Origin of the sequence: Agarivorans sp. Alg241-V36 (assembly GCF_900537085.1) — a bacterium.
Lineage (GTDB): Bacteria > Pseudomonadota > Gammaproteobacteria > Enterobacterales > Celerinatantimonadaceae > Agarivorans.
Map to the genome: position 1 here is coordinate 66,223 of NZ_UNRE01000009.1, position 14,386 is coordinate 80,608.

At 46.7% G+C, this 14,386-nt stretch carries 7 protein-coding genes; all 7 read right to left on the minus strand.

From position 1 onward, the window contains the following. Nucleotides 1-48 precede the first annotated feature (48 nt). The 7 genes from G6R11_RS18650 to G6R11_RS18680 all read right to left on the minus strand — a co-directional run bounded on the left by G6R11_RS18650 (nucleotide 49) and on the right by G6R11_RS18680 (nucleotide 14,305). The gene (locus tag G6R11_RS18650) at nucleotides 49-1,350 is read right to left on the minus strand and encodes an ABC transporter substrate-binding protein (RefSeq protein WP_163134569.1); all 1,302 of its coding nucleotides are present in this window, start codon (nucleotides 1,348-1,350) and stop codon (nucleotides 49-51) included. Between the two features lie 8 nt (nucleotides 1,351-1,358). Beyond that, a complete protein-coding gene (locus G6R11_RS18655; protein WP_163134570.1) occupies nucleotides 1,359-3,332 on the minus strand; it encodes a methyl-accepting chemotaxis protein in 1,974 nt (657 codons plus the stop codon). Between the two features lie 93 nt (nucleotides 3,333-3,425). Then, nucleotides 3,426-4,436: a LacI family DNA-binding transcriptional regulator gene (locus G6R11_RS18660; protein WP_163134571.1), complete on the minus strand. Its 1,011-nt coding sequence runs from the start codon at nucleotides 4,434-4,436 to the stop codon at nucleotides 3,426-3,428. A 170-nt stretch (nucleotides 4,437-4,606) separates the two neighbouring features. Further along, entirely contained in the window at nucleotides 4,607-8,758 is a 4,152-nt protein-coding gene (locus G6R11_RS21825) for a DUF4573 domain-containing protein (protein ID WP_240352505.1), read from the minus strand. Between the two features lie 72 nt (nucleotides 8,759-8,830). Further along, nucleotides 8,831-10,126 (minus strand): carbohydrate porin, encoded by a 1,296-nt coding sequence (locus G6R11_RS18670; RefSeq protein WP_163134572.1) that lies wholly within the window; start codon nucleotides 10,124-10,126, stop codon nucleotides 8,831-8,833. 80 nt (nucleotides 10,127-10,206) lie between these two features. Continuing rightward, nucleotides 10,207-12,396: a CBM35 domain-containing protein gene (locus G6R11_RS18675; protein ID WP_163134573.1), complete on the minus strand. Its 2,190-nt coding sequence runs from the start codon at nucleotides 12,394-12,396 to the stop codon at nucleotides 10,207-10,209. A 478-nt stretch (nucleotides 12,397-12,874) separates the two neighbouring features. Then, on the minus strand, nucleotides 12,875-14,305 hold the full coding sequence (locus G6R11_RS18680) for a hypothetical protein (RefSeq protein ID WP_163134574.1): 1,431 nt from the start codon (nucleotides 14,303-14,305) through the stop codon (nucleotides 12,875-12,877). Nucleotides 14,306-14,386: the final 81 nt, after the last annotated feature.

Sequence of the window (14,386 nt, forward strand, 5' to 3'; positions counted from 1 at the left end):
TTATTACTTTAGATAACCGGAGCAGGCTGCCGCCAGCACCTAATACTACTACTCTTCAAGCTTATTGATCACCAGAGGATGAGTGCAGTGTTGCTGCTCTAGTTTATGCTGCTCAAACAATTGTTGCTGAGGTAAATACCACTGATTTAAACTTTGTTGTAACTGGGCTACCGCCAGTTCTGGTGACAGCCGCTGTTGTATCACCGCCTGACTGACCTCGCTCATTTGGGCCTGAAAGTTAGGCTCGCCTCGAGACAACAATTGGCTAAAATTGCGAATAGTGACATCACACTTAAAACGCCAGCCTTGCATGGTTCTGGCAAGCGGATTACTTAGCTCGAAGAAATGATTGGATAGCGAGAAAAAACCAGGCTCCGACTCGGTAAAAAGTTGAGCAAACTCGGCGCTTGTCATCCACTGCAACAGTTTGTAGGCCGCCTGTTTATTCGGGCTAGCACTGTTAATCGCAATCCCTTTGTCGGTATGGTCAGACACATAGCATTGCTGTTGCCCCTCAGGCACTGGCGGCTTAAACACAGCCAATTCTAAGTCAGCCGACAGATTGGCTATTTCCCAAGAGCCCCCTGGCGCAATGACCGCTTTGCCACTGTTAAAAAGCGCCCAGGCATCACCATAGGAACGGGCTTCATGGCCCTCCCCCATATAGCTGCCCCAAGCTTGAATACTAGCTAATGCCTGTTTATATGCCGGGCTATCAACCGCCTCTTTACCCTCTAGCAAACGAAAGCGGCCATCTTCACCCTGCCAATAATTGGGGCCAATGTTTTGCAGCGCTACTTCAGATACTGCCCAGGCATCCTTTGAGCCAAATGCCAAAGGCAGGTATTTGCCATGGCTTTTGATCCGTTCCAGGATATTAAAGAATTCCGCTTCGGACTCTGGCTCAACTAAGCCCAGCTCGGCAAAGGCACGCTTGTTATAAAAGAAACCGTGCATGACCGAGCCCAGAGGCAAACAAAAGCTACTGGCACCGGAGTCAGTTTGCCAAGCCGCCTGAGCAAAGCTGGGAAAATTCTCCATGCCCGCTAAATCAGTAATGTCTTCTAAGTACCCAGCCTTAAACCAATTCAATGAAGGGTCAAAGGGCTTGCACATCACCAAATCTCCGGCTTCTTGGTTGGCGAAGCGTTGGTTCTGGGTGGGCACATAATTCCAACTATCCATTTGCTTGATGACTAGCTCAATCTCAGGATGATGGCGTTGAAAAGCAGGAATAATTTTCTGTTGCCAGAGCCTAAGTTCGTCTCCCCAGGTATCGATAACCAATCTCTGATTGGCATGGGAGGATATGCTAAGCATCAGTATAATGAGCGATAAAAACAATTTCATGTGTCCTCCTAGACTACAAACTTCTCTACTAAACCCTGTTGTTGGTTGGCTAAGGTCGCCAGAGAAATACTGCTATTTGCTGATTGCAGTGCTCCTTGCTCAGTGGAGCGAGAACTATCGCCGATCAGCTTTGCGTTTAAAGCGAGACTGGTGCACACTTCAATTTGTTGATGAGCGGCGCTATTAATGGTTTTAGATAACTCCGAAACTGAGAGCACTTTCTCTGATACCTTCTGCAACATCAGTTGGGCACCTTTAGTCTGGTTAAGGTTAGCATCGGTCTGATCCTCACTCGCCTGCATGGCTCTTAAGATCTGATCGGAGCATTGGACTAGCTCTGCTATCATTTTTTGTATCACCAATGTGGAATCTTGAGAGCGGTTGGCCAGCTCCCTAACTTGCTCGGCAACCACGGCAAAACCCCGCCCCGAGTCACCCGCGCGAGCGGCTTCGATAGCGGCATTCAAGGCCAGTAAGTTAGTTTGCTCTGCAATTCCCTGAATAATGTCGACCACTTTACGGATCTCGCCAGTCGTATCGCTGAGTTGCTTCGAGAAGGCTGCGGCATCACTAATAGACAGAGATAACTCCTCCATTGAACCACAATTATGAGCCATCACTTGCTTACCACTAAGCAGATCCTCGCAAGCGCTGACGATGTTATTTAGTGATTGATCACTAAATCGGCGTACATCATCAGCATTACCTTCCAACTGAGTAACTGCCGTAGCTATTATTTCGGTTTGCTGGCGCTGCTTTTCCACTTGCTGCTTGGTTTGCTCACTCACCAACGCAGCACTATTTGACTCAAGCACCAAATCACCTGAAGCTTTGCTGATCCCTCCTAGCAAATGAGCCAATTGATCTGCTAAACCATCAATAGATTGCGCAATACTGGCAAACTCATCCTTAGCTTGATAATGCGTTCTAACCGTAAGGTCACCTTGAGCCAATTTGCTTAATACAGGCCTTAATCGTGACAGTGGTTTTCGAATTCCATTGAACACTAAGCTGGCAATGACTAAGCCTACCAAAGCGGCAATCAAGGCTAGTAGTAAGCTAATGCGATTGCCAAAGTTTAGAGCTTGATCTGCAGCATCTTGACTTTGGCTGGCTGAAGCAATCGTTGAACCAATGAGTTGCTCAAGCTCTGCTTGAACTAACAATGCAGCTTGCTTCGAGTCTTCGCTAGATTGCATCAATTTAGCCTCCAGTCTAATCTCCTTAACCAACATATTGAGTAGTCCAGTATCCGATAAGGTCATTTGCTTGAGTTGAATGATAGTGTTAACGAAGCGCTGTTTCACATCATGAGCAATATCCATAGCCTGCAAGTGTTGCAGAGCTATTCGAATGTCATTCTCAAGGGTGTGCTGCAGTTGGCTGATGTCTGCATGGTCATCAATTCGCCGTAGGTTTTTTAAGTCCCGATTAAGCCCGCTAGTTACTAATTCTGCTCGGTTATGTAAAGAACGGCTGCGTTGAGCAACTTTTAATAGTAGCTGGGCAGCTCGAGAATACCGATCTTCTAGTGAAATAAACTGGTGCATCAGAGCCTGTTTCCGCAGGCTCAATTCTACCAACTGCTGCTGCGCCAACATGGTCTTCTCAGCCTTATTCAAATACATGCCAATACTATGTGAAACTTGATTCAACAGCAGGCTATCTTCGGTCTCCATATGATAAGAAGAAAGCTCTGCCATCAGGTTAGTAAAAAGTATTCGCTTATCAGTAAAGCTCTCAGACATGTCTAGTAATTGCTCACGGTCATGGTTCATCAAAAAAGCAAACACATCTGTCTGCGCCCTTTGCACCATCGACTCTAAGCGATAGGCCGACACCAGCTTAGGAGAAGCATTTTCTACTATGTTGGTGATGCGTTGATACATCAAGTTGCTGGTAAAATGGTTGCAGACTACTACTACTATTAGTAGAACGAACATCAATGTGAAGCCCATAATGGTTCGAACAACTATAGACATCTATTTCTCCTCAAATTGCGACTTCAAAGCTCCACGACGGAGCTAGCACCATCTTTAAGTGCGAATAACGGCGTACAACTGCGCCAGCGCAGACTAACGACCTCGATCAAAAAATTTAGCTTTCTCAATGCATTGCAACTTGGACATGGCCTCTCCTTTGATCCTGAGAATCAATACTTCAACCAACCTTCGACCAATCAAGTGCAAGTCCTGGCGGAACCCTGAAATAGGTGGAGAAAAATACTCTGCAAAGTCACTGGTTTCTAAGACCAGTAAGTCCACGTCATGGCCAACCTGCTTACCACTATCTTTAATCCCTGATAACACCCCTGCTGCATTAATTTCCGAACTACAGATGATTCCATCCACCGGCGTGGCCGCATTCACTAATTCGCGGCCCAAGGAGCGCAGTTCAATATTGCTCCGTTCATAAATCACATTGCTGCACCGAGTGAATGACAGGCCGTGTTCCATAGCAGCCCGTCGCACACCAAAGTATTGGTGCCACGCGAAAGTGTATTCGGCCGGAGCACTCAGTAAGCGGATCTCCTTACGACCCTTTGCAATTAAGCGAAGCGCTGCTTGGTAGCAGGCCTCTAGGCAATCAATATCAACAAAGGGATGCTCAATACCCATCTCGGTTTGACCAAAAGTCACAAAAGGAACCTGTTGCTGTTGCAGGTATTTCACACGTTGATCTTGAGGCTGAGTGAGGTTAATGATTAGGCCATCGCAAAGTTTATTTTCAACCGCTAGCTTAACTTGCTCAAGTGCTTCTTCAGCATTACTAGCGGGCAGCACACTTAGCTCATAAGGAGAGTTTTTTAGGGCTGCAGCAAATCCTTCGATGAGACTTAAACTACCTACATCACCAATAATATCGCCAGTTTTTGTTACTGGCAGCACCGCACACAGATTGAAGTTTTTGCCCGTTCTCAGACCTACTCCAGAAGCATTGGGCCGATAGCCCATTTCAGCAGCGGCTTGCCTAACTGTTGACTTGGTTTCTGCTTTTATGGAGCTTTGATCCTTCATTGCCCTTGAAACAGTCGATAAGGACAGTCCTGTGTATTCAGATATAGTTTTTAAGGTTGCTCTAACCATTTCGTAACGTTACGTTTATTAACCTATATTAACTACACTAGGTGTGGAAAATTCGGTTTGGTTTTAGATTTTAGTTTGACCTAGACAAGGACGAACCAGCTCCAGACAGGAAAGTGAGAACTTTCGGTCAGTGCTCCTTGTATAAAACAGCACTGACCACGAACACTCGACTAGGGCTCAGCTTTTGCAAACACTTGCAAGTTACCTAACACTTGGTCCCATTGCTTACCATCGTAAAGAGGTAGAGTTAAAGCAAGTCCCTTATAGTCACCTACTAGGTCAGAGACACTATATATCACTTTCTTATAGTTACCTTCTGCCGGAGTATCACTAGAAATGCCTTGAATGACATCTAGAGCTACCCATGTGCCGTCATCGAGCTGACCTTCGAAAGTGATCAAGTTAGCTTCGGTGCCATCGGTGTAATAGCTGACTAACTCAAATGAATCAATATACTGTTCAAATGAATAGGACAACTTAGAAGCATGAGCAATAAAGTAGGTATCTCCGTCTCCCCAGTCTGTGGCATTACCTACTCTACGCAGTGTACTGCTGTCGCCGTAAAAACGATCCGCATTGGGGCCTTCTAGCTGAAAATTCCAATCATCAACGTAACTGTAGGGTGCTGCGTCAGATTGCGGTACGATCGCAAAATCGTCACTTAAAAGCACAACCGGGTCCACCGGGTCTACTGGATCAACCGGGTCCACTGGGTCCACTGGGTCCACCGGGTCTACTGGATCAACCGGGTCCACCGGGTCTACTGGATCTACCGGGTCTACCGGGTCTACCGGGTCTACCGGGTCTACCGGGTCCACCGGGTCTACTGGATCAACCGGGTCTACTGGATCAACTGGGTCCACCGGGTCCACCGGGTCTACTGGATCAACTGGGTCCACCGGATCAACCGGGTCCACCGGGTCTACTGGATCAACCGGGTCCACCGGGTCCACCGGGTCCACCGGGTCTACTGGATCTACCGGGTCCACCGGGTCCACCGGGTCCACTGGATCCACCGGGTCTACCGGGTCTACCGGGTCTACCGGGTCAGTTGGTTCTTCTGGTTCTACCGGGTCTACTGGGATTTCAGAACCTTCTTTAGCATAGACAATGAAACTGCCTAGCACCTGATCCCATTGTTTGCCGTCATATAATGGTAAAGCAAAGGCAATGCCCCTATAGTCTTCGTTAATACTCGATAGGCTATAGGTGACCTTTTTGTAGCTACCTTCCACAGGGCTTTCGCTAGAAACAGTTTGATTTACTGCGATACTCTCCCAGCTGCCATCTTGGGTTTGCCCTTCAAAGCTTATCAGATTGCTCTCGGTACCCTCGTTGTAGTATGTGACCAGTTCAAAGCCATCAATGTATTGGACAAACTCGTAAGAGATTTTGGATGCATGGGAGATAAAGTAAGTATCACCATCATTCCAATCGGTAGCGTTACCCACTCGACGCACGGTGCTGCTGTCGCCGAAGAAGCGATCGGCATTGGGACCCTCTAGCTGAAAATTCCAGTCATCAACGTAACTATAGGGTTCAGTGTCAGCCCTTGGGGCTGCTGCAAAATCATCAGTCAGCAATACCTCTAGCTCGACTGGCTCTTCTGGGTCTACCGGATCAGTGGGTTCTTCTGGTTCGACTGGGTCGGTGGGTTGCTCGTCCTCACCACTATCCCCTTGGCGAACGGTTTTTAGACTGCCTACCTGTGGTGCCCAGGGCTTACCGTCGCCAACTTCTGGGAAAGTGACTTTTAAATAAGAGTAATTAGTGTTGCTATCGTTAAACATGCCGACTTGTGCTGCATCCAGGTTGGTAAGGTCAACGCTGTAGGTCACTTTTTTGTAGTTGTTCGGACTCGTCTCATCCGATACTGTGATACTTGGGCTTAGAACTACTTCGCTAGCCCCTTCTGACTCTGCAGCCACAAACACGAACTCAGTACCCACTGAATCGGCGTCAAAATAACTGACTAACTCGAATGATTGTATCGCGGTCTCGTAATTGAAGGCTAAGTGAGAGGCAAAATCTCCGTAACGTTTAATCCGTGTTTCATCACCAAAGAAGTCTTCTGGAGAACCACTATCAATCGCTAAGTTATCGCTGTCATAACTATGAACGCCATCAAAGTTAACAAAAGTGTCTTCTTCAACTATTTCAGGTGGAGTGGGCAAGCTATCGACATAAATTGACTCAAATTCTGAGAAATCGGTACACTGTTCAGCGGTACAGGCTTGTACCCGATAGTCGTAGCTCTGAGCAAGCTCTACGTCGTAATCTTGGAACAAGATTTGGTAAGGATAACCATCCTTCATGACATAGTTGCTTTCATCGGTTGAGCCGGTCACCACTTGCTCGGCCACAATCTCACACTGACTGTTCGAGTCACAGCGCTCAATATTGTAGTACTGGGCACTAGTAACACCCTGCCAACGAATGTCTTCAATGCTGCTAATCGGTAACATGCTTGGCGTTTGCTCGAGATAGGGCAAGACACCAGGGTAAGTCAATCCGTCGATAAGATAAGCGTTTTGCCATACTAAATCGATCACATCTATTTCGTCATAAGCGCTGTTATCTGCGAAGCCAGGCCAGTGGTAAGCGCGATATGGCTCAGCCTCAGCGTGGTCTAAATAACCACCGTCTGCACTCTGCTGACGTAGGCTCCACAACATAATACCGCTTGCCCCGCTATCAACAACTTCTTCAACCACTTCGCTGAGAGTGTCGATGCTGGCAATCCCTACTTCACCGACAAACAAGGGCTTAGTGCCCTTAACTTTGTTCCAATCACGAGCGAAACGTTGCGCGTAGTTGTCCCCATTAGAGCCATCAAGGTTGTAATAGTGGTTAGTGAGCAAGTCAATATTTGGATCCATCGCCGACTTGATTGAGAGCATACCGTATTGGCCGTCAATGAGCAGGTGCTTAGTATCAATAGACTTAATGTAAGCGGCCATTTCAGTGGTCCAATTATCGGGCACTTCATATAACTCGTTACCTGTTTCCCAAGCAAATATTGCAGGATCATCTTTGTAGGCAACCCCCGACACCGTATTTACTCGGTTTAGTACGTAGCTCACAATGGTCTTGTAGTCTTTTTTGAGAAGGCTAGAACCAAAGAAATCCTGTTTCTTTAACCCTCTATTATTAGCTAGCTGTTCAATGCCTCCCCACCAATCCCAATAGTCGATAAAAGGAATAATTAGGCGAACACCGTGCTGGTTAGCTAAATCTAAAGCCTTATCAATGTCGGTGAACAACTCTTCATTAAACTGTAGCTCCCCCTTGTCATCGAAACTTATGTGGTAGGGACCATCGCTATTGCCATTCTCAATCGACAGTACATAGGTTCTAGCTACTTTGCCTCCCATATCAGAGATCGACTTAAGTGCATCTGCTATTTCAAACTCTGTTGTGCGCTGCCAATAGGGAGACTCTTTAATCAATAATTCTGGTACATTGAATGAGACAAAACGAAATTCTTCTGCGCCTTCAAACAACTTGCTACTGCTATATTCATCCTGCACTGTGTCAGCGCGCGCTTCAGCACTATCATTACCACGAGTGATGTAATGCTCAAAATTATTATGGGTTGCGCCACCTATTTCCGCCGGGACTACAAGCTCTCCTTGGCCACCAGCAACATATTGAGGTTTGCCCATAACGTTATCATTTTTGAGCGTGGGGTCACTGTCGTAAGCATACTTAATCTCACCTAACTGGGGACGGTCATAGTAGGTATTCCCCTCATTATCCTGATAGGAAAAATCAGGCAAGATAATTCTCAGGTGGTCATAACCACTATCAGTAATCACCATGTTGCCATGGTATTCAGTAACCCAATAACCTGGACCTCCGGGGCCAACTTCAGTCATGAAATACGTGACTTGCTGGTAGTTCAATCCATCTTTAGATATCTCTACACGAAACGGCTTAGCATCAACACCGTAGTTATACAGCATGCTAAGTTCAAGCGTTCTCAAACTACCGGGAAACACATACTCAACAAACTTTTCCCCTTCGCCTGTACGTGCAATCCGTTCGGTCTTGCCAGCAAATTCTTCGGGGTTCCCTGATAGGTTAATTAAACCCAAAGAACGTCTCACCATGGCGACTTCATCACCAATACTAGCAAGATCAGCGTTGAGATTTTGTGGCGCAATGTCACTTATTTCTGGGAGTGTCTCAGCATCTTCTACAATGCCACCACCACAACCAATGACCAAGGCGGTCGACAAGGATAGCATGGCGATGCGTAAGCTTTTACCTAGCAAGCTCAAACGCGGCGAAGCGGGCTTTTTCTGTTCGGTGCTTTTCATATTTTTACCTTAACTCTAACTCTGCAAAAGCGGCTATGCTTGCAGCCGCTTTGAGGCTTGGTAGTGCCTTGTTTACCACCATGCTTCCATGGTGAAACCAAAAACAATCTCGTCGGTCTTTCCACCGATAAGCGCTTGGGGAGGAATCGGATTACCATAATTCCAATCAACATCTGTCCATTGATGGCTTTGTTCTACATAACTTGCTGCCACTCGAAAAATGGGCCGTGACCACACTCCCACTTCAGGCTGCATTTGCTGAGCAATGGTGGCCTTAAATGTTCCATTGGTACGGTCAAAAGCTTGCGCTTGTGCTTGGTCATAACCAAACTGAAATAAAGTACTGTGAACGTCAGTCCAGGCATAGTGTGGCTGTAAGGCAATTGCTCCCCACTGCTTGCCGTATTGGTTGTCCAGTTTGAGATCTTCAAACCCTAAAGACCATTCCAAACGAGCCTTATCATTAAACCAAGTTACCCCTTGATAAAAAGCTGAAATACTCGTTCCTTTGTGTTCAAGGCCAAAGTAGTGGGGTTCAGCTACCGCTCCCCAACCATCCTTCATGGCGGAAGCGAGTGCATCTGTACCAAATTGCAACAGAAACTGATTTTCACCATGCGACCAGTAGTGAGTGTTCACAAGACTTAGCAATAGGCCGGAATCCGCCACCTCATAATCTGCAGGAGAGACATCATTTTGATGAGAAAAAATGTAATTAAGACCAAAAGTGAGTTCTGGCAGAAAGCTTGCCAATTTTACTTGCTTAGCACGAATATCTATTAAGAAGGGTGAGATCTTAACATCGCCACCATCTTGCTTAGGCTGAGACCAAATACCATCTGGGAAAGCCCAAGCCACATCTAGGGTGTAATCTCCCAGTGGTAAGTCGTCGATGCCAATACTGTAAAAATGGTTGTACCAAAGTTTCAGATCCATCTGGTACAGTTCATTTTTGATATCAACTCGGCGACCGGCCCACAACCTTGCCTCAGGCATCGAATCAAACATACCCGTAGCAGCAACATACAGTGCCTGTGTGGCAATCGTGCTCCAATCTTCGGTATTGTTACCTAACAACCAACCTGCTTCGACTTGGGTTACACCATCATCATAAATTTGGTCGCGCAGTCCAATTTCATACCAATTGAATTCATTACCGGTACGAAAATGGCCAAATCCACCTTCTGTAGCAACCGGTTCAATCACTCGACCCGAACCATTGTTACGCTCGTCGCTATCGGTGTAAATGTAACCAAGGTTTACATAACCGATGAACTCAGGAGAAAAGCTCGCCTGCGCATCCTGGGGAAACAGCGTTCCAGCCACTAACAATGGTGCAACGGATAATGTGTTTTTCCACTTCATCATTTTCTAATCCTTTTTTGAAAACGCACTACTCCCTCCCTTTTCTTATTCAAAGGGCTAAAAAGAGGGAAGCAGAGGTCTAACTAGAGTTCACTAGTTACTGAAATACCTTTTACAAACATGAAGCCGTAGTCTTTGGGCAACTTGGCAAACTTAATTTTGTTGCGCCCTTTCTTCAGTTTCACTGCAACCTTTTTGATGTGCTCTGAAGCATCGGTTTCAGGAAAGGTCACCTTGTACACTTTGTTGTTGACCACCAAGGAGTTGACTTTAGCGCCCCATTTACCGCTGAAATGTACATTCACCGTAAACTCGCCATTCCATGGCGCATCCACACGCCACGTCAGGCTATCTCCCTGCTCGGCAAAGGGACCATGAAAACCGGCTTCGTCGGTAAAAGACACATGCTCTGATGGGGTAACAATATTCACTTTTGCCTGGCTCACATCGTATACAGGCGTCGCAAAATCGCAGAAATTACTGACTGGAGAGTTGACTGATTTCCGTACCTCTACCTTGAGCGCCTTTTTAGCGACATCGGCGGTATCGGAAGCACTTAGTTCAAACCAGTACTCACCAGGCTTGATAAAGCCCACTCTGGTATTAAGCGACTTAGGATGACAGATTTTCGCACCGTTCTCAGGACCACCAATTTGCTTCCATTCAGTGCTTACTCCAAGGCCGGGAATGCCGTCATCCGTTACTGCTGAGCGCAACACTGTAGCACGATATTGGCGCGTCTTGAGTTGCTCACTTGGGAAAGTGATGTAGGGCTCTTTGTTACGCTGTGAAAAAGTCACTGCTTGAATATTTGAAGGCTCAGAAACACCCGACTCGTTCTTAGCGATAACCCTGTAGTAATAGGTCATACCAGGAATCAAAGTGTTATAGGTATCGGCGAATAGGTCCATTGTTCTAGGATCCCACAAGTTATGACCATCAGAAATATTCTCGCCTACTAGCTGCCAAGGTCCATCTTCAGAGGTGGCGCGCTGTATATCGTAGTAACGCCCCACCGGTGAACCCATCCAGTTAATTTTAAAGGGGTTCTCGATCTCTCGTAAGGTCGGAGCTTCGGGCACTGGAAGTGGCGGCACTGCATCTTGACCGTTCATGCTAGCCACAGCTTGGCGTACCGAGTCAATGACTTCCATTTCTTTGTTCGCTGCACCTTCTACAGGAAAACCTGGAATATGATAGCTATATACACCAGTGTGCTCTTTGTGCCAGTAAAAACCGCCTTCGTGACGATGCCCACGAGAGGCCCAAACAAAGGCACCAGCGGTATTTTGGCCGTCAATTTCGGTGTCGACAATAGCCTCCATTAAGCCGGTAATCTCATGTACAGGAGTAAGACCAAACTCGCCAACAAAGTAAGGCTTTTTGCCACCCACGGCAGCTAAATCCCGTTTCAGCACATCGGGTAAAGGATCGCCAGTAAACTTGTATAAGTGATTGCTGATCACATCTACGTTTGGATCTTCCAAGGCATAGTCATGAATCGCCTTAAAGTTGCCATCCATCACCAATTGGTTAGGCGCATGCTGTTTGATCCAAGCAGAAGTTTCGTTCAAAAAAGCTTTGTGGGTACCTTCAAGTTCATTACCGGTTTCCCATATCATGATGGCCTTTTCGTCATAATAATGACGGCCAGTTATAGTGTTTTTACGGGTAGTCAGCTGACGAATAATGTCTTTATAGGCCGCATAGGTTTTAGAATCTAAATCATAGATGGCGTGCTCATCTTCATCATAGAACTTAGCCAGTTCCCGGCGACCGCCCCACCAGCTCCACTCATCCACAAAGGGAAGGATCAGGCGCAAGCCGTGCTTGTCAGCAAGGGCAATCAGGTTATCGTAAACCACCATGGCTTGTTCATTAAGCTGAGGCATCGCATCTGGCGTATCAGGACGAAGAATATGTACCGGACGGTTGCCACACTCTTCATCGTTGTCACGAGCAACAGAGAGGACATAAATACGTTGTACCTTGGCGCCGAAACGCACCTGAGACTTAACCCAGTTTTCTTGCTCTTCATGAGTGGGCAATTTGTAGTACATGCCGCCTTCGCCGTGCGGGCAACCACCTCGAGCGTCATCCTCAATCATGTGCATTTCCGGCATATGAATCCCCGCAAAACGGAACACCGAGGTGCCATCCATCAGGTTTGGACCAGAGGCAGAAATAAAGTTCTGGAAGCTAGAAGGCTCAGCGGCAATGGCTGGCGCACTCAGTCCAGCAACCAGAATTAGAGATAGTAAGTTACGTTTCATTTGCTAACACTCATTCCTAAGTAGCATGACAACGTTTTGATTCATTTTTGAAGCCATCAACTTCGCTTAAACAAAACAGCAAACCTTGTCAATGTTGCGGGTAAACCGGACCACAATCCGATTAAGATGACAAAATGGTAACGTTATGATTAATAAAAAAGTAGCAACAGAGATGGCTTATGTGATCAGAACGAACAAAAAACTTACAAAAACGTGATGAAAAACACAGAAATATCGAAATCAAAAAAAGCCCTCCAAAAGCCTAACACAAAGGACTTTAACGCTAATTCAAATTGATAAAATCGTGACTAATACCAAATAGAACTGAGGAAGCAGGCCAAAAAGAACGCCGCAAGCCCAAGGACTATGGCTCAAGGGCAACGCCATTAAAACGTAACGTTTCGATAAAGCACTATTCATTACTTGATACCAGAATCAGGTAATGAACAATGCCAGCAGAAGTAAGTGTGGTGAAGGTTTAAGGAAAGTAGATTGAAATAATATTGGAGGCGGCGGAAACACCGCTTTCGTTCTTGGCAAACACTCGGTAGAAGTAACGTGTTCCACCCACCAAATCAGAGAGGTCAGAGAACAGAGACATGCTTTGGGGATCCCAACAATTATGACCATCAGAAATGTTTTCGCCAACCCTCTGCCAAGGCCCACTAGTAGACTCTGCTCGCTCGATATCATAGTAACGCCCTACTGGCGCCCCCATCCAATCAATTTTTGCTACGTCGTCGCTCGGCAACAGAGTCGGAGGCTCTGGGATTGGTAGTGCCGGTACGGACTCTAAGCCAGCCATTCTCGCGGCAGCAGCGCGCACACAGTCAACAATTTCCGATTCGCTATTTTGCTCGCCCTCTTTGGTAAAGCCAGGGATGTGGTAGCTATAATGACCGGTATGCTCTCGGTGCCAATAATAGCCGCCGTCTCGACGATGTCCTCGGGAACCCCAGACTAAGCCGCCAACAGCACGGTGCCCATCAACCTCAAGATCAGCGATAGCATTCATCACTGCCAGCATTTCCTCGCAGCTCACTAAGCCAAACTCTCCTACATAATAGGGTTTGCGCCCGGCAACTTGTTTTAAATCGGCCGCAAGCGTGGTCACCAGCGGGTCATCGGTAAACTGATAGAGGTGATTACTGATGATGTCAACATAATCACTTTCGATGGCGTATTCGTTGAGCGTTTTAAAGCTGCCATCCATCATCAACTGCTGCGGCGCAAGTTGCTTGATCCAGCGTGCCGTAGCTTCAAGAAACTCCGGGTTAGTACCGTCGAGCTCATTACCGGTTTCCCACGCCATGATCGCTTTTTCTTGGTGGTAGTAACGACCGGTAATGGTGTTTTTCCGATTAATCACTTGCTTGATTAAGCTCTTGTAAGCCTGGAAAGCTTGGCTATTAATGTCGTAAACCGCGTCTTCTGGCTCAGCAAAAAAGGCGGCCAATTCCTTGCGCCCCCCCCACCAATGCCAGTGGTCGATAAAAGGTAAAATCAATCGCAATTGATGCTTGTCAGCCAGCGCAATCATTCGATCATAGATAAGCATGGCGGTCTCATTTAACCTTGGTTCGTTACTGCCCGGTAAAGGCGCTAGAACGTGACAAAGTGGCCGATCTTCTGGTGCATCCTGCGAATTGACGTTTTCAATCGACAATACGTAACAGCGTTGTGCCTTGGCACCAGTGTAGACTTGTGCCTTAATCCAATTCTCTTGCTCTTCCTGCGTGGGTAGCTTGAAGTACAAACCACCAGCAGGAGTTTGGCCGCGCACATCATCTTCAATCATATGCAATTCTGGGGTATGAATTCCAGCAAATCGAAAACACTCTTCTCCGTCAATAAGCTCGGATCCGCGACGGCGAATGAAGTGTTTAAAATTGCTTTGATTACTTTCCATTGGCTTACCTAACTATTTATAAATACGAAAGTTATGCTTGCATCAATCAGTTCTAACGAAAGCATAACTGGGCTACATAAT

What these genes read in the sequence shown, in the direction of transcription:
- G6R11_RS18670 (WP_163134572.1), bottom strand. Translation starts at nt 10,126, where the DNA reads ATGATGAAGTGGAAAAACACATTATCCGTTGCACCATTGTTAGTGGCT.
- G6R11_RS21825 (WP_240352505.1), bottom strand. Translation starts at nt 8,758, where the DNA reads ATGAAAAGCACCGAACAGAAAAAGCCCGCTTCGCCGCGTTTGAGCTTG.
- G6R11_RS18655 (WP_163134570.1), bottom strand. Translation starts at nt 3,332, where the DNA reads ATGTCTATAGTTGTTCGAACCATTATGGGCTTCACATTGATGTTCGTT.
- G6R11_RS18650 (WP_163134569.1), bottom strand. Translation starts at nt 1,350, where the DNA reads ATGAAATTGTTTTTATCGCTCATTATACTGATGCTTAGCATATCCTCC.
- G6R11_RS18660 (WP_163134571.1), bottom strand. Translation starts at nt 4,436, where the DNA reads ATGGTTAGAGCAACCTTAAAAACTATATCTGAATACACAGGACTGTCC.
- G6R11_RS18680 (WP_163134574.1), bottom strand. Translation starts at nt 14,305, where the DNA reads ATGGAAAGTAATCAAAGCAATTTTAAACACTTCATTCGCCGTCGCGGA.
- G6R11_RS18675 (WP_163134573.1), bottom strand. Translation starts at nt 12,396, where the DNA reads ATGAAACGTAACTTACTATCTCTAATTCTGGTTGCTGGACTGAGTGCG.